The sequence below is a fragment of the Streptomyces roseirectus genome (assembly GCF_014489635.1).
Classification (GTDB): domain Bacteria; phylum Actinomycetota; class Actinomycetes; order Streptomycetales; family Streptomycetaceae; genus Streptomyces; species Streptomyces roseirectus.
The window spans coordinates 4,643,692-4,664,163 of the sequence record NZ_CP060828.1; the positions used below are offsets into that span (position 1 = coordinate 4,643,692).

Here is a 20,472-nt window from a genome sequence, read left to right on the forward strand (position 1 = left end):
AACCAGTAAGGGGTACGACATGATCCGGCAGATCACCCACACCACGACCCGCACCGGCGCCGCCGACACGGCCCTCGCCCTCACGGTCGTCGCCGCCCTCCACGAGCCCGCCCGCCACGAGCCGGCCCGCCCCGGCCGCGCCCCCGAGGTCGCGCTGCTCAGCACGACGGCCGCCCGCCGAGCCCTGCGCGCCCGGCGCCGCGCGGCGGCCTGAGCGGCGCGGCGAGGGACCGCCGTACGGAACCGGCGACGGGCCGCCGAACCGTCGCGGGAAGCCGCGACGGGCCGTCACAGCAGCCGCGCCCGAGCCGTCACAGCAGCCGCGTCCGGGCCGCCGCACGAAACGCCCGTGCCGCACGAAGACGCCCATACGCGCCCCCAGGGAAACATGCGAGGCTGATAGCCCTTGCCGTCGGCGAGGGCGCCCGCCCCGCCGAGACCCCCGCACCCGAGGAAGCCGAGCCCATGAGCCCCGCCGAAGGCGACCGTGAACCCCAGCGCATCCTGATCGTCGACGACGAGCCGGCCGTGCGCGAAGCGCTCCAGCGCAGCCTGGCCTTCGAGGGGTACGGGACCGAGGTCGCCGTCGACGGCGCCGACGCGCTGGAGAAGGCGGCCGCCTACCGCCCCGACCTCGTCGTCCTCGACATCCAGATGCCCCGCATGGACGGCCTCACCGCCGCGCGCCGCATCCGCGGGGCCGGCGACACGACGCCGATCCTCATGCTCACCGCGCGCGACACCGTCGGAGACCGCGTCACCGGGCTCGACGCGGGCGCCGACGACTACCTCGTCAAGCCCTTCGAACTCGACGAACTCTTCGCCCGCGTACGGGCGTTGCTGCGCCGCAGCTCCTACGCCGCGCCCACGTCCGGGCCCGTCGAGGACGACGAGGCGCTGACCTTCGCCGACCTCCGCATGGACCTCGCGACGCGTGAGGTCACCCGCGCCGGGCGCCAAGTTGAGCTGACCCGCACGGAGTTCACGCTCCTGGAGATGTTCATGGCGCACCCGCGCCAGGTGCTCACCCGCGAGCAGATCCTCAAGGCCGTCTGGGGCTTCGACTTCGAGCCCTCCTCCAACTCCCTTGACGTGTACGTCATGTACCTCCGCCGCAAGACCGAGGCGGGCGGCGAGCCGCGCCTCGTCCACACGGTCCGGGGCGTCGGTTACGTCCTGCGCCAGGGCGGGGCGGAATGAGCAAGGTCGCCCACTGGTTCCGGACGCTCCCCATCCGGGCCCGCCTGTCGATGCTGGTCGCGGCGGCGGTGGCGTTCGCGGTGGCGGCGGTGTCGGTGACGTGCTGGTTCATCGTGCAGGGGAAACTGTACGAGCAGGTGGACAGCGACCTGCGCAAGGCGCTGTCGAGCCCGCGGCTCCAGGACCAGGCCATGAGCGCGGTCAACAACTGCACGACCAAGGTCTCCCAGGACCCCCGGCTGGGGCTTCCCACCACCTACTTCCAGGTGGTCGTGGCGAACGGCAAGACCTGCGTCCTGCCCTACTCCCTCGGCGCGGTCAAGGTCACCCAGACCGACAGGGACCTGATCGAGAAGGGCCGCGACGGCGTCTTCCACAACAGCACCGACAGCGAGGGCAACGATGTTCGGGTCCTCGCGCTCCCCGGGTTCACGGTCACCGACCCCGTGACCGACACGGCCGCCGGCGCCGCGCTCATCGTGGCCCTCCCGCTGAAGAACACCCAGAAGACCCTCAACGAGCTGATGCTCATCCTCCTCCTCGTGTCCGGCATCGGAGTCCTCGGCGCCGGAGCCGCCGGCCTCTTCGTCGCCCGTGCCGGCCTGCGCCCCGTCGACGAACTCACCGAAGCCGTCGAACACGTGGCCCGCACCGAGGACTTGAACATCCGCATCCCCGTCGACGAGGACGCGGAGGACGAAGTGGCCCGCCTCTCCCGCTCGTTCAACTCGATGACCGCCTCCCTCGCCAACTCCCGTGAGCTGCAACAGCAGTTGATCGCGGACGCCGGGCACGAACTGCGCACCCCGCTCACCTCCCTCCGCACGAACATCGAACTCCTCACGCGCAGTGAGGAGACGGGCCGCCCCATCCCGGAGGCGGACCGCAAGGCGCTGCTCGCGTCGGTGAAGGCGCAGATGACCGAACTGGCGGCGCTGATCGGGGACTTGCAGGAGCTGGCGAGGTCGGAGGGGCAGCGGGGTGAGCGCGTCCAGGTGGTGTCGCTGCGGGACACCGTGGAACACGCCCTGCGCCGCGCCCGCCTGCGCGGCCCGGAGTTGACGATCACCGCGAGCCTGGACCCCTGGTACACGCGGGCGGAACCGGCGGCCCTGGAGCGCGCGGTGGTGAACATCCTCGACAACGCGGTGAAGTTCAGCCCCGAGTCCGGCACGATCGAAGTCACCCTGGCCCACGGCACGTTGACCGTCCGCGACCACGGCCCCGGCATCCCCGAGGACGAACTCCCGCACGTCTTCGACCGCTTCTGGCGCTCCCCCTCCGCCCGCGCCCTCCCCGGCTCCGGCCTGGGCCTGTCCATCGTGGCCCGCACGGTCCAGCAGGCGGGCGGCCAGGTCACTCTGGCCCGCGCGGACGGCGGCGGCACGATCGCACGGGTGACCCTGCCGGGCGCCCCGGTCCCACCGCCGGAGACGCCGAACCCGTCCGAGCCCCCGGCACCGGAGTAGTACCCGTACCCCTCCGGAGCAGCACCCGTACCCCTTCAGAGCCACCTCGTACGCTTTCCGCCATGACCGAAAAGTGGACCACCCGCCCGGCCACCCCAGCCGACCTCGAACCCCTGGTCGACATCCGCGCGATCGTGATGCGCCCCGACCTGGAACGCCTCGGCCGCTACGACGAGCACCGGGTGCGTCAGCGACTGCGCGACGCGTACGACCCCGCGCACACCAGGGTCATCGAGGTGGACGGCGAGATCGCGGGCTGCGTGGCCCTGCGCCCGGCGTCGGACGGCGACTGGCTGGAGCACTTCTACCTCGTCCCCGGCCTGCACGGTCGGGGCATAGGCGGCGGCGTCCTCACGGAGACCCTGGCCCGCACGGACCGCACGGTCCACCTGAACGTCCTCCAGGGCAGCCCGGCCCGCCGCCTGTACGAACGGCACGGCTTCGTCCTGGACCACGAGGACGCCGTGGACGTGTACCTGACGCGCCGCGTGCCTGCCTCGTAGGTCGTACGGGACGGCGCAGGGGTCGTACGGGACGACGGAAATTCCCCGGTACGAGTGGTTCGAGGGCGAGTCAGGGGGCGCGCGGGAGCGTACCCGGCGATGATGGCCCGCTGTGTCGTCCCGTGTGCGTGCCCTGTTCCTGCCGCTGCTCACCCTGCTGCTCCTGGCGGCCCAGTCCTGCGTGCCGTCGCCGCACGGCACGGACGCCCGCCCGGCGCAGGCCGGCCCGCCGTCCCCCCGCTCGGTGAAGTTCGGCGCGTACGTCGGCTACGGCACCGACGGCATCGCCCGCATCTCCGGCCTCGACGCGTGGCTCGGCCGTTCGACGCCGACCGTCGGCCACGCGTACCTCCCCGGCGACCGATGGAGCAACATCGAGGGCGCGCCCGGGTACTTGGCGCACTGGGCGGCCTGGCGCAAGGCCCGCAAGGACCGCCTGTTCGTCCTCAACGTCCCTCTCCTGGAACGCAATGAGGCCCACCTCCCCGACGCGACGGTCCGCGCCGAGCTGCGCAAGGCCGCGAGGGGAACGTACGACCGCCACTTCCGCGCCCTCGCGCAGCGCCTCGTCCGGCTCGGCCTGCGCGACACCGTCCTCGTCCTCGGCTGGGAGATGAACGGCATCACCTACACGCACCGTTGCGGTCCGGACCCGGCGGCGTGGAAGCGGTACTGGGTGCGGATCGTGACCGCGATGCGCAAGGTCCCCGGGCAGCGCTTCCGCTTCGAGTTCACCCCCAACAGGGGCCGGGACGCGATTCCTTGGCCCCGCTGCTACCCCGGTGACCGGCACGTCGACGTCATCGGCATGGACGCCTACGACTCCCCGCGCGGTATGTCCTTCACGGCCCAGCTGAACGAGCCGTACGGGCTCAGGGCGCACGTCCGGTTCGCCCGCGCCCACCGCAAGCCGATCGCGTTCCCGGAGTGGGGGCTGTACGAGAACGGCGACAACCCCGCCTACATGCGGGGGATGTTGAGCTGGATGGCCCGGCAGAAGCCGCTGTACCAGACGATCAGCGACTACTGTCCGCACGGCGTGTGGCGGTGCCGCAAGAACCCGAGGGCGTCCGCCGTCTACAAGTCGCTGATGGGCCGGAAACGCTGAACCCCCGCCGGAGAGCGCCTGGTTGGGCAACTCCGGCGAGGATCCGGTGAGTTGAGTGTGCGTCAGTTCGTGGTGGCGCGTCGGCGGCGGACGGCGACGAACGCCACCGCCGCGACCCCGGCGGCAGCGGCGCCGCCGATCGCGAGACCCGTCGTGCCGACGCCGTCCGCCTTCTTCTCGGCGGCCGCGCCCTCGGGGCCCGCCGCGCCGCCGGGGAGGGTGTCGAGGTCGCTCGCGCAGACGGTGGGGGCCTTGGCGTCGTCGAGGAAGGCGCAGGCGGTGCTGGCGGCGCGCAGGGCCTTCTTGTCGGTCTTGCCGAGTTCGATCCGGGACGTGAACTCGGCCTTGGTGCGGGCCTTGACGTCGGCGGTCCAGGTGATGATCCCGCCCTTGCCGACCTGCCCGCCCTCGGACGCCTCGGGGCGGCCCGCGGTCTCCGGGACGCGCTGCTCGACCCTGAGGTTCGTCAGGGGTTCCCCGCCCTGGTTGTGGACGATGATCCGGTAGGCCAACTTGTCGCCGTCGGCGGCCTTGTCGACGCCGTCGGAGATCTCGATCGACATCGGGGGCGCGGCGGGGGCGGCCTTCTTGTCGGCCTCCTTGCCGGCCTCCTTCTCCGGGCCGTCGGCGACGGCCGAGGTGACCGGCTGGAGCAGGGCGAGGCAGACGGCGGCCGGGACGAGGGCGATCCGGGACAGGCGCAGACCAGAGGTCACGGTGAGGGGTCCTTTCCGTACAGGCGACGGGGTCATGCCAGCACGCCCCGTCTCCCGCCCGGTCCCGACATTCCGATCATCACGCCCGCTTGGGTCACGGGTATGACGCCATCCGGGGGAACGCTCCCGCAACCCGTCTGTCGTACCTCTCAGGGACTCCATCCGGCCTAGATGATCCGACAATGCTACGAAAACAGCGCATGCGTCCCCACCGCCTCGGCGCCGCGATCGGAGCGGTCGTCCTGGTCGCCCTCACCGCCGCCCCCGCCGACGCCCGCGAACCGTTCCGCGAGCGGGCCGCGCGCCTCGTCCAGGAGCACGAGCAGGCGCGTGCCCAACTGGACGCGCTCCGGCGGGCGGACGCGGCCCCGCGCCGGATCCGTACCGCCGAGCGCCGCCGCAAGGCGGTCCGCGACCGGCTGTGGAACATGCTGCGGGCCCACGAACGCGCTCTCGGCGACCCCGTCGCCGTCAACCCCTCGGGCAAGGGCGCCGGTTGTCCGAAGGGGCGGCCCACCTCGGCTCCCCGGTCCGTCGCCCGCTGGACCGCCCCGACCCGCGGGTACTGGCTGTCCGCCGGGTACGCCGCGCAGGGCAGCCGCTGGAAGAGCCGGCACACCGGGCAGGACTTCGCGGTCGGCACCGGCACGCCCGTCCGCGCCGTCGGTCCCGGCGAGGTCCGCGTCACGACCTGCGGCGACGGGTTCGGCAACCAGGTCCTGATCCGTCATCGCGACGGTTACTTCACCCAGTACGCCCACCTCTCGCGCATCGACGTCCGCAAGGGGCAGCGCGTCGCGGCGGGGCAGCGGATCGGGCTCTCGGGGGCGTCGGGCAACGTGACCGGGCCGCATCTGCACTTCGAGGTGCGGATCACGCCGTATCTGGGGTCGGCGGTGCCGCCGCTGCCGTGGCTGAAGCGGAAGTCGGTACGGGTGGTGGGGTAGCTCCCGAGTACTACGGGTACGGGGCCGAGGCGACACGCGCCTCGGCCCCGTGCTCGTGGTCCCGTACCCGGTGGTCCCGTACCTGTAGGTCCCGTAGTACCTGAGCGGGACGTGCGGGGTCAGCCCGGGTGGATCACCGCGTCGCGGGCGACGGCCCGCATCTGGGTCTTCTTCGTCGGCGTCAGCAGCGTGCTCGTCCCGCTCGTGCTCGTGTTCACGCAGACCCCGCCGAACTGGGCGGAGTACAGGTAGTACGACCGGGAGAAGTTCGTGAACGGCTTGCCGTCGACGAGGACGTTGTCGTAGCGGACGCCGTTGGTGACGGCCGCGCCCCAGTCGTGGATCTCGGTGATGACCTCGACCTGGGTGCCGGTGGCCGGGCCGGTGACGTGGACCGTCTGCCACCAGTTGCGCGTGACGTCCTTGATGAACATCTCGTAGTCCTGCGAGTTCTTCTCCGTCCGGATGCTCGCCTGGATGACGTCGCCGGGGCCGACCCCGCGCTTGGCCGCGACGTAGTTCGCCGGGAACTGCTCCCACCAGGCGTAGTACGACGCCTTGCCGTTCACGCACTGCACGCTGGTGCCGAGCTGGTTGAGCGGGTCCTTCCAGCTGTCGCCGCTGCCGAAGCCCACCCACTGGTCGGTGAGGCCGTTGGGGTTGCCGGTCGCCGAGGTGCAGTCGGCGGTCGGGACCTTCCACTGGGCGCTGACGCTGGTGTGGGCGCCGTCCAGCTGGAAGCCGGTCCAGTTGCCCTGGGGCGCGGTGCAGGCGGCGGCCTCGGCGAAGGCCGGGCCCGTCATCATCAGGGCCGAACAGGAGAGCGAGCCGAGGACGGCGAGCCGTCGTTTTGTACGCATACGGTGATGTTCAAGTCCGCTCCGGCCGCCCCGCCCTCGCCACTCCGGAGGCTGAGCCGCACGGGTGCGCGATTACCCCCGGCCTGACGGGTGAACGCGGCGGTCACTCACGGGTGATTCCGGCGGGACCCGTGAACGGGGGACCCGTAGTACCGGTCACACCTCCGGGGGAGGGAGCGGGGCCGAGTCCGGGGGCGATCAGGAAGGCAGCACATGACCATCCGTCAGACCCGGCCGGGTCCGGGCGAACCGGGAGCGCGGACCCGCCGCTGGGCCGCCTGCGCCGCGCTGGGCGCCGTCGTCCTCGGCGCGGCCGGCCTCACCCCGGCCACCGCGCTCGGGCGTACCCCCGAGGTCTCGTCGCCCTTCGGAGCCACGTCCTCCGTGGCGCCGGAGCCGGGCGATGTGCTGACGCCGGAGGGGCGTCGTACCCGTAGTACCTCCGAGGGAGCCGGGGCCCACGACGCCTCGGACGCGGACGGCTCCCGTCGTCCCCGTAGTACCCCTGACTCCCGGGCCGCCCTCGCCGACTCCGGCACGGCCGTCCGCCGGCGCGCCGGAACCGTCCGCGAGGAGGCGCTGGCCCCGCTCTGCGGGACGGCGAAGGCCGGTCAGGAGGTCCGCTTCCCGCTCTTCGACGACGTCGTGGTCAAGGCGGTGGAGACCGGGCGGGAGACGGTCGGCGGGCACCTGATCTGGCGCGGCGAGGTCCCCGGCACCACCGACCAGACGGTCCTGGTGACCCTGACCGGCGGCTGCGACGGCAAGCGGGGCAACGAGATCATGGGCGCCCAATTCGCCCTGGGCGGCGCCCTGTTCGACATCACGGCGACCGGTCCGGGCAAGGTCGTCATCGCGGAGTCGACGCCGCTGGTCGACGAGCACGAGCCGCGGGCGACCCCGCCGCGCGTCGCGAACCCGGCGCCGAAGCCGCGCAGCGCGCCCCGGACGCGCAAGGCCAACTGCAAGGGCGGCGCGGGGATTTCCGTCGTCGACACCCTCGTCGCGTACACCCCGAAGGCCAAGGCGGAGGCGGGCGGCGACGCGCAGATCCGCGCGCAGGCGGTGAAGGGCGTCACGCTGGCCAACGAGGCGTTCGCGTCGAGCGGCATCAAGGTCCGGCTACGGCTGGTGTTCACGACGCCCGTCGACGTGCCGCCGGCGTACGACACGGTGTCCGGCGCCTCGCTCGCCGCGTTCGCGAAGAAGAACGACGGGATCGCCGACACCCTGCCCGCGCTGCGCGACAAGTACGGCGCGGACCAGGTCAGCGTGATCGCGGGCGGCAAGGCGGCCGGCGGGATCGGCTACATCCCGGCGCCGGCCGGCCCGTCGTGGTCGGAGTGGACGTACACGGTCGTCGCGCAGTCCGCGATCGCGAGCTACTCGTTCGGCCACGAGATCGGCCACAACCTCGGCTCCAACCACGACTGGACGACCGACCCGGCGCAGCCGGACAACGGGGCGAGCGGGTACTTCCCGGCGAAGGGCGAGTTCTCGACGCTGATGGCGTACGAATCGAGCTGCCGGACGGCGACGAAGGGCACCTGCGGCCGGGTCAACCGGTTCTCCAACTCCCACCAGAAGTACCGGGGGTTGACGCTCGGCAAGCCGATGACGCAGACCGACTCGGCGGACTCGGCGGCGGTGCTCGGCGCCAGCGGCAAGGCGGTCGCGGCGTACCGCGCGGCCGTCACGGACGACTCGCTGTGCGGGGTGACGACGTCCGTGTCCCCGGCCGCCTCGGGCACGGTCACCGCCGAGACCCCGGGCCCGTACGCGCGCAACGCCACGGTCTACTTCACGGCGACGCCCGCCAAGGGGTACGTCTTCGACCGCTGGGTCCTGGACGGCAGGCAACAGACGTCCAAGGCAACGCGGTTCGCGGTCACGACGGCCAACGACCGTACGCTGCAAGCGGTGTTCAAGAAGGGCACGACGCCGACCGCGAAGGTCGCGACGAAGTCGTCCGGCAGCGGCACGGTGAAGGCGAAGACGACCAAGAAGGCGCTCGCCGCAGGGGAGTTCACGATCGGCACCGAGCTGCTGTACGAGGCGGTCCCGGCGCCCGGCTGGAGCTTCGCCGGCTGGAAGACGGCCGCCGGCTCCTACGCGGGCGACCTCTCCCTCGTCGGCGTCCAGGTCGGCGCCGCCGACCAGGGCCTTGAGGCGGTGTTCGCGCCGCGCACCCACACGCTGGAGCTGTGCCCGCACGGCCACGGCACCCTGACGGCGTCCCGCACCGGCGGCTACGCGACCGGCGACACCGCGATCGTGACGGCGACACCGGCCAAGGGGCATGTCCTGGCGGGGTGGTTGCTCGACGGCCGCCCGTACGCGGGAAGCGCGCGCGGCGAGGCGATCGTCAGCTTCGCGGACGGCCGCAGCCACACCCTGAAGGCCAAGTTCCGCAAGAAGTGACGGAGTTGGCGGGGCGCCGCCGGGCGGGATGCCGGTGTGCTCCCGCCGGGCGGCGCCCGGTGGGGGCTGCCCCGCCGACCAGGGGCAGCCCCGCTGTGTCGCCGCCGGGGGAGACGCGGTGCCAGGTGCCATGCCATGACAGTGGCCGTGGGGGTCCAGCCTGTCGGCCCCGCCCCGCTGCCCGTCCCCCGGGCGACACCATCAGGCTGCCTCACCGAAGGGCGGGGGCGCAGTCCCGCACGGGAAGATCCGTACACCTAGCCGCCGCCTGGAGCGGGTTGCCGTATGCGTAGGTACCCCTAATACCTCCGAGGTAGCTCCGCGGTGGGCCCCTAGGGGAGCTTTCAGGGGCTCTTCCTAGGGTCCCACCGTCGCGGGGATCTCCGTCCTCGACGCGATGCCGAGCTTCGCCAGGATGTGCTCGACGTGCGCGTCCACGGTCCGCTTGGAGATGACGAGGCGTTCGGCGATCTCCCGGTTGGACAGGCCCTGGGCGACGAGGACGGCGACCTCGCGCTCGCGCCGGGTGAGGGAGTCCGTCGAGCGGGGGTGGCCGTCGAGGGTGTGCCGGGGGCTCGGGGGACGCCGGTCGGCGGGCGGGTCGGCGGGCAGGGGGACGTCGGCGTCGGCGCGGACCGCCTCCAGGACCTCACGGCCGGACATCCGCGCCCCGGTCTCCCGCCAGTGCTCGAACAGTTCGGCGCCGAGCGTCGCCCGCACCGACTTCTGCACGGCCTCCTGCTCCTCCAGCAGCCGGGGCAGCAGGGTGACGGGGTCGCCGCCGAGCCGCCGCGCGTGTTCCGCGTACCCCATCAACCAGCAGGCGCGCACGGTGCGTTGATGCTGCGCGGCGTTCCAGGCGAGGCCGAGGCAGGCGAGCGCGGCAACCAGGATCTCCCCTATCTCGGCGGCGGCCTCAAGGCCGAGCCGGAAGCACTCGGCGGCCTCGGCGTGCGCGCCGGTGAGGTGGAGGATGAGCCCCTTCGTGGCGACCGTCGAGGCGTACAGCTGCCGCTCCCCGCGCCCCTCCAGGTATGACATACCCGTCGCACACAGGGCGAGCGCCCCGTCGGTGTCCCCGAACACGGCCCGCAGCAGGGCGGCCTCGTAGTGGATGACGCCGATCGCGAGCCCGTCCCCGAAGTCGAGGATGCGCCGCCGGGCCGCCTCGACCTCGGCGAGCCCCTGCTCGACGGCGCCCCCGAACGCGGTCATGGCTCCGAGGTATCCCTCGGCCGAAAGGACCACGCGTTCCTCCCCGCACCGGCGTGCCACGTCGTACGCCTGGGGGAAGCGGTCGAGGGCGGTTTCCAGGTCGCCGGTCCACACGCCGAAGATGCCGGTCATCAGCAGCCCCCAGGCCCGTTCGGGGCAGTCCTGCGGGGTGAGTCCGAGGCCCTTGTCGATCCAGTGGTGGCCCTCGGAGAGGGTGCCGGCGGCCCGCCAGTACGGGCCGAGCCGGGCCGCCAGCCACAGCGCCTCCACGCCCCGCCCCTCCGCCGCGCAGCCGTACTCCAGGGCGGCCCGGACGTCGGCGACGTTGTCGCGGACGGCGCGGTGCAGGGCGACCTGGGCGGGGCTCAGGAACTCGTCCCAGAACCGGCCCACCAGACGTTCGTAGTGCGCGAAGTGCCGTTGCCTCACTGCCTCTTGGTCGGGTCCGGTGAGGCGTCCGGCGCCGTACTCGCGGATCGTGTCGAGGAGCCGGTAGCGGCCGCCGTCCTCGCCGATGCGCTGGACGACCGACTTGTCCACGAGGCCGATCAGCGCCTCCACGACCTCGCAGGGCGGCAACTCCGCGTCGCCGCACACATGTTCGGCCGACATCAGCTCGAACGACCCCGCGAACACGGAGAGTCGGGCCCACAAGAGGCGTTCGTGCGGGGTGCACAGGTCGTAGGACCAGTCGATGGCCGTCCGCAGCGTCTGGTGCCGGGTGAGGGAGGTGCGACGGCCGCCGGTCAGCACCTCGAAGCGCTGGTCGAGGCGCGCGACCAACTCGGCGAGCGGGACGGCCCGTAGGCGTACGGCGGCGAGTTCGAGGGCGAGCGGCATGCCGTCGAGGCGGTCGACGAGGGCGAGGGTGCGCTCGCGGTCGCTCTCGTCGAGGGGCATGCCGCCGTTCACCGCCGCCGCCCGCTGCACGAACAGGTCCACCGCGTCCCGCCTGCTCAGCGGGGCGATGGGGACGCAGTGCTCGCCGGGGACGTCGAGCGGCTGACGGCTGGTGGCCAGCACACTGAGGCCGGGGGCCTCGCGCAGGAGGATGTCGCAGAGCATCGCGCAGGCGTCGACGAGGTGTTCACACGTGTCGAGCACGAGCAGGATGCGCCGGTCGCGGAGGTGTTCGACGACCGCGTCGAGCGGGCTCATGCCGGGCTGTTCGGGAAGTTCGAGGACGCCGGCGAGGGTGGCGGGCACCAACTCCGGGTCGCGCAGGGCCGACAGCTCGACGAGGCGCACCCCGTCGGCGAACCGCGCCGCCGAGGCGCCGGCCGCGCGCAGCGCCGTCCGGCTCTTGCCGACGCCGCCGGGGCCGACCAGGGTCACCAGTCTGGCGCGGCCCAACGCGTCGCGCAGCAGGGCCAGTTCCTCCGTCCTGCCGACGAAGCTCGTGAGTTCCACGGGGAGTTGACCGCCCCGCCGCTGTCCGAAGCCGAATCCCATCTGTCCCCCGCGCTCACGCCGGCCGTCGACACACTCCACCCATCACAGCGTAAGGATCGCGGTGCCGAGCGTGAATGGCGCGAGAAGGCGTAGGTATCACCCTGGCCGGGGACGGGGTTCGAAAACCTGCGCGAGGGGTGAAAGGGGTGTGGCTGGTGGGGTGTTGAGGGGGTGGCGGGACGTGCGGGTCAGGCCATCCAGAAGAAGACCGCCGTCATCCGCTTGTCCTCCAGGGTCGTGCCGCAGTAACCGGTGGCGCTGTGGACGAGGTTGGCGTTGTAGAGGAGGAGGCGGTTGTACTTGTGGGGGATCCGGACGTCCTCCTCGAAGGCGTCGGGGGCGACGAACCGGGTGCCGAGCGCGTCGACGAGGTTGTTGTGCGGCGCCTGGACCACGTTCCCGCCGAGCCGCCCGCCGGGCAGGGACTGCCGGTAGAAGGCGGTCCCGCAGTCCTTGGGGGCTACGGGGTTCAGGTAGAGGACGGCGGCGTACCGGCACAGCGACCGCGAGTCGGTGTGCGGCCGGGGCTCGCTCTCGCCCTCGCCGACCACCTGGACGCAGTTGTGGTTGAGGGTGCCCCCGCCGGGCGCCTGCTGCACCCACAGTTTCGCGGCGCCCGTCGCCTGCCTCACCAGCCGTTCCACGCGGGCGAGTCGATCCGGTTCGAGGCCGGGCATGGTCCGTAGTCCCGGCCAGGTCTCGGAGGTGTACGGGTATCCCCTGACCCAGTCCTCCTGGGCGAGACACCGCTCGCGTACGGCGTCGACGTCGGGCAGGACGTCGTCCAGCACCCAGTAGTCCCGGCCCTGGGTCGGTTTCCGGTACGGCAGCACGGGCAACTGCGGCAACGCGCGGGGCTGTACGCGTGGTTGTGGGGGCATGCCGCGAATGTAAGACGCGGGTAAGCGATCGCTCGCCCGCGCTTTCCTAAGGGTTGGACCCGTAATACCCCAGGGCCAGGTCAACGGTTGGTCGAGGCGGTCAACGGCGGACCAAAAGCCCCGGCCGAGAATTTTCTGCCCTCTCCGGTGAGACGCGGCCGTCTCCCGTCCGTACTCCTGTACGTCCGACCCCGCCGCTGTGTCCGGCGGACTCCCCGACCGGGCAGGAGGCACGGTGCGCTTTTCACGCAACGCGATGGGAACTCTTTTCGTGGGCGGTGCCCTGAGCGTCACGCTCGCCGCCCTCGTATACCCGTCGATGCTGGGCGTCAGCACCGTCTCGAAGTCGGGCGACAGAATCATCGCGAACACCCAGTGGGGGCCGCTGACCGAAGGCGAACGCGACTTCGTGGTGAAGGTGCGTGCGGCCGGTCTGTGGGAGTACCCGCTCGGCCAGATCGGTGTGCAGAAGGGCACGTCCCCCGCCGTCGTCACCGCCGGCCAGCACCTCATCGACGGTCACGCCGCGCTGGACACGACCTGCCGCAAGATCGCCCCGATGCTGAACATCACCCTGCCCAATGTGGCCAGCCCGCAGCAGCAGGCGTTCGTCAGCCAGCTCTCCGCGGAGAACGGCTCGAAGTTCGACACCGACTACGCCAACATCCTGCGCATGACGCACGGATCGATCTTCAACACGATCGCGAAGGTCCGTTCCACCACCAAGAACACGCTGATCCGCGCGCTGGCCGACCAGGCCAACGACACGGTTCTCGACCACATCACGGTGATGGAGCAGACCGGTCTGGTCGACTACAACCAGACCGTCTTCCAGCAGACGACGCCGCCGAAGCTGCCCGACTCGGACCTGACCCCGCCGCCCCCGATCCCCGGCGAGCCCATGGTCGTCCTCACCCCGCCCCCGACCGCCACCGCCACTCCGGTCGACATCGACAAGATCGTCGGAGCCAGCGCGGGCGTCACCGCGGTCCCGAACCCGGGCGGGAACAACGGCGGCGGGAACAATGGCGGTAACAACGGGAACAACGGCGGCAACAACAACGGTGGTTGAGCCGACCAACCTCAACCACCGCTACAACAAGGCGAGTTGACAGGCTTCCCACGCGAAGATCACGATGGCCCCGCACCCCTGGCGCGCACGCCCCGCGCGCCGGGTGTCCCTCCTGCCCCAACCGGCCGCCCACGCACGGCGGTCAGTGGCGGCCGGCCATCTGATCCGACCAAGTCACCCCCGGCGACGCCCGAGTTGACGATCCGTCATGTCGGCGTGCCGAGAATGGGATACGCATGTCCATAGCGAGAAATGCCACCGCGCGCCGCCTGTTGGGGACGGGCGTCGCGTCGCTCGCCCTCGCCGCCGCCTCCGTCGCCGCCGCGTCCGGCGCCTGGGCGAGCGGGGGCGGACACGGCTGGCAGGGCGGCGGCCAGTACCGGCCCGGCAGCGGCGCCGGCGAGAAGACCGAGGCCGACCGCTGCCAGTTCTCGCTCGACGGAACCTCCTTCTTCGACTCCGTCAGGGTCGACGACCAGAACCTCAAGCCCTCCGCCGACGGCAAGGTCCACGTCACCGTCCTCGGCGCGGGCGGCACCTGCACCGTCTCGCTCGCCTCCTACCTGGCGCACGGCGCGACGTTCGAGACGTCCGGCGAGCAGGTCTTCGTCGACTTCGACACCGTCACGGTGAAGAGGGGTCAGAAGGACACCCTCGACATCGCCGTCCCGGACGCCGGCTGCTTCGCGCAGGTCGACCTCTACCGGGGCTCGGTGCGGTTCGACGGCAAGAAGGACGCCCAAGACGGCTTCGAGCACGGCGAGTTGCCCAAGGGTCCGGACCGTCCGGTCATCAAGGACAAGTTGATCGCCGCCTGGAACGGCGGCACGAAGGACTGCACGGTCACCGAGCAGCCGCCGACCTCTCCTCCGGCCTCCCCGCCGGCCACGCCGCCCGCCGAGCAGCCCCCGGCCAGCACGCCGCCGTCGCCGGACGAGGAGCCGCCGGTCTCGTCGTCCCCGTCACCGTCCCCCTCCGTGTCGGAGTCGGCGCCGGAGTCCACGCCGCCCGGCGAGGGGGGCTCCTCCGAGTCGCCGACGCCCACCCCGTCCGCCTCCGCGAGCACGCCCGCCGCCGCCCCTACCCCCAACGGGGGAGGCGGTGGCCTCGCCGAGACCGGTGCGGGCAACAACACCGGCGCCCTCATCGGCGGCGCGGCGGCGCTCCTCGCGGGCGGCGCGGCGATCGTGGTGGCGACGCGACGCAGGCGGGGGACGCAGGGGTGAGCCGGGGGTAGTACGGGGCGGGGCCGGAGGTACTACGGGGGCGGACCCGTAGTACCCGTAGGACCCGCGCGGTTGTCGGGGCGACCCGTAGTACCCGTACGACCCGTAGCACCCGCCCCGGCCACCGCCCAGCCCGTAATACCCGTACGACCCGTAAAACCCGTCGCGTCGCCTCCGGCCCGGCCACTACCGTGACCGTATGAAGCGCGCCCACTCGTCACGCACGACGACGCCGGACATCGTCCCGGCGCGCTGACAGCTGAGCTGTTCGAAGAAGCCCCGGGGCGGGTGCCCCGGGGCTTCGCCGTCGGTCCACCCGCCTCGCCCTCGTGAGGAGACCGACATGGAAGCGCACGCGGACCACCGCCGCCTCGGCCGCGAACTGGACCTGTTCGACACCGACCCCCTGATGGGCGCGGGCCTGCCCTACTGGCTCCCGGACGGCGCCGTCGTACGGCACGAACTGGAGGAGTACGTACGGGAGTTGGAGCTGTCGGCCGGATACCGGCACGTGTACTCGCCGGTCCTCGGCAAGCGGGAGCTGTACGAGATCTCGGGCCACTGGGACCACTACAGCGACGACATGTTCCCCCCGATGCGGCTCGGTTCGGAGGAGGTGCTGCTGCGCCCGAGCCTGTGCCCCCACCACGCCCTGATCTACCGCTCCCGCGCCCGCAGCTACCGCGAACTCCCGCTCAGGATCGCCGAGTTGGGCGGCATGTACCGCTCGGAGCTGTCCGGTGTCCTCGGCGGCCTGACCCGCGTCCGCTCGATCCAGCTGAACGACGCGCACGTCTTCTGCACCCTCGACCAGGCCGTGGAGGAGGCGAGCGCCGCCCTGCGCCTGATCCGCCGCGCGTACGACGACCTCGGCATCGAGGCGTCCAGGTACCGGCTGTCCCTGCCGGGCGAGGGCGGCAAGTACGTCGCCGGACCGGAGCTGTGGAGCCGGGCAACCGCCCTGCTGCGCAAGGCACTTGAGGGGATCGAGTACGAGGAGGCGGAGGGCGAGGCGGCGTTCTACGGCCCGAAGATCGACGTCCAGATCAGCGACCCGGCGGGCCGCGAGGCCACCCTGTCGACCGTGCAGATCGACTTCCACCAGCCCGAGCGGTTCGGCCTGAGCTACATCGGCCCCGACGGCGCGAAACACCGCCCGGTGATGGTGCACCGCAGCATCGTCGGCAGTGTCGAGCGGGCGGTGGCGCACCTGATCGAGCGGCACGGGGGCGCCTTCCCCGTGTGGCTCGCGCCGGTCCAGCTCGCGGTGCTCCCGGTGTCCGAGGCGCAGGAGGCCCACTCCCTGGAGCTAGTACGTCAGGCGGAGTCCTCGGGTATCAGGGTCGCGTACGCCGGTCCCGACCAGGGGAGCCTGGGGGCCCGGATCAGGGCGGCGCGGCTGGTGCCGTACCAGGCGGTGATCGGTGAGCGGGAGGCGTCGGGCGAGCGGGCCGCCGTCCGTCTGCGGGACGGGCGGCAGGTCGGGGCGGTGGGGGTGGCGGAGCTGGTGCGGAGGGTCGGCGAGCGGTCGGCGGCCCGCGGGACCCTCCTGTGGGAATGATCGGCGCCGCATAGGGTCGGGTCCGACAGCCGTTCCGCACGACCGACCGCCGCACGGAAGGGGTCTCCGCAGTGACCGCTCAGCCCATCCCCGTGATCATGGACGTGGACACCGGTGTCGACGACGCCCTGGCCCTGCTGTTCGCCGTCCGCCACCCGGCGATCGACCTGCGCGCGGTGAGCTGCGTCGCCGGGAACACGGACGTGGACGGCGTCGTCCGCAACACCCTGACCGTGCTGGAACTGGCGGGCGCGCCAGAGATGCCGGTGGCGCGGGGAGCGGAGCGCCCGCTGATCGAGCCGGCGCGCTCCGCCCAGCACGTGCACGGTCTGGACGGCATGGGCGACCTCGGGCTCCCCGCCCCTACCCGTACTCCTGTGGAGCTGGACGCGGTGTCACTCCTGCGGCGGGAGATCCTCGCGTCCCCGCGCAAGGTGACCCTGATCCCGACGGCCCCGTTCACCAACGTCGCGCTGCTGCTGCGGACGTTTCCCGAGGTCACCGCGAACATCGAGCGGATCGTGTTCATGGGCGGCGCGGTCGAGATCGGCAACGCGACGCCGGTCGCGGAGTTCAACGTCTGGCACGACCCGGAGGCGGCGGCGATCCTGCTGAGCGCCGGGGTCCCTCTCACGATGTACGGGTTGGACGTCTTCCGGCAGGTGCTGGTCCCCGAGGACGACATCGCCCGCCTGCGCGCGAGCACGGACCCCGTCCTGCGGATGACGGGCGACCTGCTGGCCCACCGCGACCCCGACGCCAGCGGTGACCCCAGCCCCACCGGCTGCCTCGGCGACGCGGGCGCGGTCTGCGCGGTCGCCGACCCCGGCGGCCTCACCACCCGTCTCCTCCCCGTCGAGGTCTCCCTCGCCGCCGGCCCGACCCGGGGCCAGACGATCGTCGACCGCCGCCCGCGCCCCGGCGAGGCCGAGATCCACGGCCTGGGCCGGGAGCAGCCGGTGGTGGACGTCGCGCTGGAGGTGGACGTGGAGCGGTACGTGAAGCTGTATCTGGAGACGGTGGAGGGCCAGGGGGTCTGACAGCGGAGGGCTAGGGGGGTCTACGGGGCCTCCTTCTCCGGGCCCGCCGCCGAGCAGCACCCCTGAGTCCCCCTACCTCCGAAGTACGACGCGCGCCCCCACCCGTAGGAACCTCGTCCCCCGGACGGACCGCCGCGGTGGTCGGTCCCGGGGCGGGGTGCTGGCGTGGGAGCAGGTGTTCCTGCGTCAGGAGGCGGGTGCGGTGCGTCGAGCCGTGGGTGTGAGCGTGGCGTTGGTGTGTGCGGGGGCGATGACGGGGTGCGCGGCGCTGGGCCTTGAGCATCCGGCGGTCGCCCCGCACCCCACGCCGACCGTGGAGAAGTCCCCGTCCCCGAAGCCGAGTTCGACAGCGCCGGGGGTGCTGAGCGAGGCACAGGCACAGGCCGCGCTGCTGACGGTGGCCGACCTCGGCGCCCCCTGGACGGCCACCCGGGGCGCGGCGACCTGGCGCGATGGGGTGCTGAAGTCGACCAGCGCGGTCCCGGAGTGCGCCCGCTTCCTCGACGCCCTGTACGCCGACGAACTCCTCGGCGCCCCCGCCCGTGCCGCCGTCGGCCTGGACGACGCCGACACCGACGCGCAGCTCCGCTTCCAGGTGACCGCCCAGCGTCCGGCCGCCGAGGTGGACCGCGCCCTGGCCTGGCTGAAGACGATCCCCCAGGTGTGCGCCCGCTTCACCGCCACCTCGCCCACGAACGTCCTCCAGGACGTCACGGTCACCGAGGCCCCCCTCCCGGCGGCCGGGGACGCGCGTCAGGGTCTCCACGTAACTCTCACGAGCTACAACGAGGACGGCGAACCCTCCACCCTGACCCTGGACGTCGCCGCCGTCCGCGCCGGGGACGACGCGTACACCCTGGTCAACGGCGGCCTGGGCGACGTCGCCAACGAAGCGACCCAGATCGCCGTGCAGCTCGGCGCGCTGCGCCTGGCGGACGTGCGCAAGCGGGGGCGGGTGCAGGTGTAGGGGGCAGCGCGGCTTCCCCCTACGGGTCCGTCGGCGGCCTACCCGTACGACCACCCCCGTCGTCCGGACGGTACGCCCCACCCGTGACCGCCCGCCCTCCATGGCACGTACGGAAACCGCTTGCACAACTCCCTCTTGGCCCTCTTGCCCTCATACCCGTACACCCCTAGGTTGGTCGACACCCCGAACACCGCGTGACACCCCGAACACGCACGTCGTACAGCGCACCCGCCCCGCTGTAGTCACCACCTCCTGCGAGGTTCCCGTGTCCCGAACCACCACCGTCACCCGCGGTCTCGCCGCGGCCCTGATCGCCGTCTGCGCCCTGGTCCTCGCGTCCACCACGGGACAGGCACGGGCGGGCGCCGACCACCCCGCCGTGCAGACCGCGGACCGGTCGGCGAACCGCTGAGGAACGCGCCGCCGGCCGACGCCGGCGGCCGGGGGTACGACGGAACCGGGTGGCGGGAATCACGCCCCCTAGCTCTCCGGTATCCCCCTCTTCACCCTTACCGTGGAGAAATGTCCCCTCTGGCCCGGATCAGCAGCTCGTACGCCCCGCGTTTCGCGGAGTTCGCGTTCGAGCCCGCTTTCACGGCCGCGGTCGACCAGCACGTCGCCGAGCTGCGCGACCGCCTGGAGGCGAACCACGCGGGCCTCATCCCCCGCCCGCCGCACCGCGAGGACCTGGCGGACTACGCCCTCGGCTTCCTGGACGCCCTCGACGAACTCGACTGGCGCGAGCCCGTGGGCTACGACTACGCGGTGTGCCGACTGACCGCGATCAGTTGGCTGGTTCGGCATCACGAACTGCTCGCGGAGCAGTAACTCCCCTGTTCACCACGTGAATTGCCGGTGAACGCGTAAACGCGACATGACCGGATCCCACGTATGGAGAAATGGTAAGAGCCAATTCACAGCAAGCGCTTGCATTCTCAACATCTGTGCTGTCAGGGTCACTTCAGCACCCGCTGAACCACCCCCCGAGCACATGGAGAACCACGCGTGTTCCAGGAGTACAAGCGTTTCGGCAAGGCAGCTCTCGTCGCCGCGGCGACCACGACCCTCGCGGTGGGCCTCACGGCCGGCACGGCCTCCGCGGCCCCCAACCTGTCGAACCTGCCCGAGAGTTCGACCTCGTTCCAGCGCACCTTCCAGCCGTACTTCGACTACGACTCGGACGGCTGCTTCCCCGCCGCGGCGATCGACCTGTGGGGCAACCTCAACGGCGGCCTGAACCCCAGCGGTTCGATCGGCGGCGGCTGCCGGACCGACCACCTCGGCAACGCCAACACCTACGCGCGCGCCAAGTGCAACAACGGCTGGTGCGGGATCATCTACAGCCTGTACTTCGAGAAGGACCAGGCCGACCCGACCGGCATATCGGGCCTCGGCCACCGCCACGACCACGAGTGCGTGGTGGTCTGGGTGAAGCAGGGCGCCGCGCAGCCGTCCTACTTCTCCGCCTCCCGGCACGGCGGGTTCAGCACCATCCCGGCCGACCAGGCGCCGCGCGACGGCGTCCACGTCAAGATCGTCTACCACAAGGACGGCGCCTCCACCCACGCCTTCCGCTTCGCCAAGTCCGGTGAGACTCCGGAGGCTTGGCCCGACGGCGGCTGGGACCGCCCGGCGCTGGTCAGCTGGGACCACTACCCGGCCAGCAAGGACCCGTCCAAGAACCTCCAGACCATCATGAACAACTCCGACTGGGGCAACGCCAACTTCCCCCTCCAGGACAGCAAGTTCAACGACACCCTGAACAAGGCCAAGCCGTCGGGGATCTCCTTCGACCCCTACGGGGCGGGCTGAGCACACGCGTGAGGGCCGGCCG

The 20,472-nt window shown here is 72.0% G+C and carries 19 protein-coding genes; 15 read left to right on the forward strand and 4 right to left on the reverse strand.

Annotated features, from left to right (window positions below; translation table 11 throughout):
- Positions 1–19: 19 nt before the first annotated feature.
- The 5 genes from IAG44_RS19280 (at position 20) to IAG44_RS19300 (ending at position 4,280) form a co-directional block, all read left to right on the forward strand.
- Entirely contained in the window at positions 20–214 is a 195-nt protein-coding gene (locus IAG44_RS19280; protein WP_187748335.1) for a hypothetical protein, read from the forward strand.
- Between the two features lie 251 nt (positions 215–465).
- Positions 466–1,200, forward strand: coding sequence for a response regulator transcription factor (locus tag IAG44_RS19285; RefSeq protein ID WP_187748336.1), 735 nt, complete (start codon positions 466–468; stop codon positions 1,198–1,200).
- Complete coding sequence (locus IAG44_RS19290; protein ID WP_187748337.1) at positions 1,197–2,669, forward strand: sensor histidine kinase; 1,473 nt, start codon at positions 1,197–1,199, stop codon at positions 2,667–2,669. The genes IAG44_RS19285 and IAG44_RS19290 overlap by 4 nt, the downstream gene beginning before the upstream one ends.
- A 62-nt stretch (positions 2,670–2,731) precedes the next feature.
- Positions 2,732–3,172 (forward strand): GNAT family N-acetyltransferase, encoded by a 441-nt coding sequence (locus tag IAG44_RS19295; protein ID WP_187748338.1) that lies wholly within the window; start codon positions 2,732–2,734, stop codon positions 3,170–3,172.
- A 112-nt stretch (positions 3,173–3,284) separates the two neighbouring features.
- Complete coding sequence (locus IAG44_RS19300; protein WP_246561881.1) at positions 3,285–4,280, forward strand: glycoside hydrolase family 26 protein; 996 nt, start codon at positions 3,285–3,287, stop codon at positions 4,278–4,280.
- Positions 4,281–4,342: 62 nt separating this feature from the next.
- Here IAG44_RS19300 and IAG44_RS19305 read toward each other — a convergent pair whose 3' ends face one another.
- Positions 4,343–4,996, reverse strand: a complete 654-nt coding sequence (locus IAG44_RS19305; protein WP_187748339.1) for a hypothetical protein — start codon at positions 4,994–4,996, stop codon at positions 4,343–4,345.
- 200 nt (positions 4,997–5,196) lie between these two features.
- Between IAG44_RS19305 and IAG44_RS19310 the strand changes: the two genes are divergently transcribed.
- Positions 5,197–5,943 carry a M23 family metallopeptidase gene (locus IAG44_RS19310; RefSeq protein ID WP_246561883.1) on the forward strand — a complete coding sequence of 249 codons (747 nt, stop codon included), beginning with the start codon at positions 5,197–5,199 and terminating at the stop codon, positions 5,941–5,943.
- Between the two features lie 119 nt (positions 5,944–6,062).
- On the opposite strand, the gene IAG44_RS19315 is transcribed toward IAG44_RS19310, so the two are convergent.
- On the reverse strand, positions 6,063–6,803 hold the full coding sequence (locus tag IAG44_RS19315; protein WP_187748341.1) for a G1 family glutamic endopeptidase: 741 nt from the start codon (positions 6,801–6,803) through the stop codon (positions 6,063–6,065).
- 213 nt (positions 6,804–7,016) lie between these two features.
- Here IAG44_RS19315 and IAG44_RS19320 point away from each other — a divergent pair, with 213 nt between their 5' ends.
- The gene (locus IAG44_RS19320) at positions 7,017–9,224 is read left to right on the forward strand and encodes an InlB B-repeat-containing protein (RefSeq protein WP_187748342.1); all 2,208 of its coding nucleotides are present in this window, start codon (positions 7,017–7,019) and stop codon (positions 9,222–9,224) included.
- Positions 9,225–9,581: 357 nt separating this feature from the next.
- Here the strand turns inward: IAG44_RS19320 and IAG44_RS19325 are convergent, their stop codons facing one another.
- Together IAG44_RS19325 and IAG44_RS19330 are read right to left on the reverse strand one after the other, a co-directional pair.
- On the reverse strand, positions 9,582–11,891 hold the full coding sequence (locus tag IAG44_RS19325; protein ID WP_187752769.1) for an ATP-binding protein: 2,310 nt from the start codon (positions 11,889–11,891) through the stop codon (positions 9,582–9,584).
- A 188-nt stretch (positions 11,892–12,079) separates the two neighbouring features.
- Positions 12,080–12,772 carry a DUF6445 family protein gene (locus tag IAG44_RS19330; protein ID WP_187748343.1) on the reverse strand — a complete coding sequence of 231 codons (693 nt, stop codon included), beginning with the start codon at positions 12,770–12,772 and terminating at the stop codon, positions 12,080–12,082.
- A 256-nt stretch (positions 12,773–13,028) separates the two neighbouring features.
- Here IAG44_RS19330 and IAG44_RS19335 point away from each other — a divergent pair, with 256 nt between their 5' ends.
- From IAG44_RS19335 to IAG44_RS19370, 8 genes are all read left to right on the forward strand, one after another.
- Positions 13,029–13,844 (forward strand): DUF4142 domain-containing protein, encoded by an 816-nt coding sequence (locus IAG44_RS19335; protein ID WP_187752770.1) that lies wholly within the window; start codon positions 13,029–13,031, stop codon positions 13,842–13,844.
- 236 nt (positions 13,845–14,080) lie between these two features.
- The gene (locus tag IAG44_RS19340; RefSeq protein WP_187748344.1) at positions 14,081–15,070 is read left to right on the forward strand and encodes an LAETG motif-containing sortase-dependent surface protein; all 990 of its coding nucleotides are present in this window, start codon (positions 14,081–14,083) and stop codon (positions 15,068–15,070) included.
- A 343-nt stretch (positions 15,071–15,413) separates the two neighbouring features.
- Positions 15,414–16,631 carry a threonine--tRNA ligase gene (gene thrS / locus IAG44_RS19345; protein ID WP_187748345.1) on the forward strand — a complete coding sequence of 406 codons (1,218 nt, stop codon included), beginning with the start codon at positions 15,414–15,416 and terminating at the stop codon, positions 16,629–16,631.
- Between the two features lie 71 nt (positions 16,632–16,702).
- The gene (locus tag IAG44_RS19350) at positions 16,703–17,671 is read left to right on the forward strand and encodes a nucleoside hydrolase (protein WP_187748346.1); all 969 of its coding nucleotides are present in this window, start codon (positions 16,703–16,705) and stop codon (positions 17,669–17,671) included.
- Between the two features lie 250 nt (positions 17,672–17,921).
- A complete protein-coding gene (locus IAG44_RS19355) occupies positions 17,922–18,638 on the forward strand; it encodes a hypothetical protein (RefSeq protein WP_187752771.1) in 717 nt (238 codons plus the stop codon).
- Between the two features lie 265 nt (positions 18,639–18,903).
- Entirely contained in the window at positions 18,904–19,050 is a 147-nt protein-coding gene (locus tag IAG44_RS19360) for a hypothetical protein (RefSeq protein ID WP_187748347.1), read from the forward strand.
- Positions 19,051–19,160: 110 nt separating this feature from the next.
- The gene (locus IAG44_RS19365) at positions 19,161–19,466 is read left to right on the forward strand and encodes a DUF6401 family natural product biosynthesis protein (protein ID WP_187748348.1); all 306 of its coding nucleotides are present in this window, start codon (positions 19,161–19,163) and stop codon (positions 19,464–19,466) included.
- Between the two features lie 177 nt (positions 19,467–19,643).
- On the forward strand, positions 19,644–20,450 hold the full coding sequence (locus IAG44_RS19370) for an NPP1 family protein (protein ID WP_187748349.1): 807 nt from the start codon (positions 19,644–19,646) through the stop codon (positions 20,448–20,450).
- The last annotated feature ends 22 nt before the right edge of the window (positions 20,451–20,472 follow it).

Coding starts and splice junctions, on each gene's coding strand:
- IAG44_RS19280 (WP_187748335.1), top strand. CDS start 20: ATGATCCGGCAGATCACCCACACCACGACCCGCACCGGCGCCGCCGAC.
- IAG44_RS19285 (WP_187748336.1), top strand. CDS start 466: ATGAGCCCCGCCGAAGGCGACCGTGAACCCCAGCGCATCCTGATCGTC.
- IAG44_RS19290 (WP_187748337.1), top strand. CDS start 1,197: ATGAGCAAGGTCGCCCACTGGTTCCGGACGCTCCCCATCCGGGCCCGC.
- IAG44_RS19295 (WP_187748338.1), top strand. CDS start 2,732: ATGACCGAAAAGTGGACCACCCGCCCGGCCACCCCAGCCGACCTCGAA.
- IAG44_RS19310 (WP_246561883.1), top strand. CDS start 5,197: ATGCGTCCCCACCGCCTCGGCGCCGCGATCGGAGCGGTCGTCCTGGTC.
- IAG44_RS19315 (WP_187748341.1), bottom strand. CDS start 6,803: ATGCGTACAAAACGACGGCTCGCCGTCCTCGGCTCGCTCTCCTGTTCG.
- IAG44_RS19320 (WP_187748342.1), top strand. CDS start 7,017: ATGACCATCCGTCAGACCCGGCCGGGTCCGGGCGAACCGGGAGCGCGG.
- IAG44_RS19325 (WP_187752769.1), bottom strand. CDS start 11,891: ATGGGATTCGGCTTCGGACAGCGGCGGGGCGGTCAACTCCCCGTGGAA.
- IAG44_RS19330 (WP_187748343.1), bottom strand. CDS start 12,772: ATGCCCCCACAACCACGCGTACAGCCCCGCGCGTTGCCGCAGTTGCCC.
- IAG44_RS19335 (WP_187752770.1), top strand. CDS start 13,029: ATGGGAACTCTTTTCGTGGGCGGTGCCCTGAGCGTCACGCTCGCCGCC.
- IAG44_RS19340 (WP_187748344.1), top strand. CDS start 14,081: ATGTCCATAGCGAGAAATGCCACCGCGCGCCGCCTGTTGGGGACGGGC.
- thrS (WP_187748345.1), top strand. CDS start 15,414: ATGGAAGCGCACGCGGACCACCGCCGCCTCGGCCGCGAACTGGACCTG.
- IAG44_RS19355 (WP_187752771.1), top strand. CDS start 17,922: ATGACGGGGTGCGCGGCGCTGGGCCTTGAGCATCCGGCGGTCGCCCCG.
- IAG44_RS19365 (WP_187748348.1), top strand. CDS start 19,161: ATGTCCCCTCTGGCCCGGATCAGCAGCTCGTACGCCCCGCGTTTCGCG.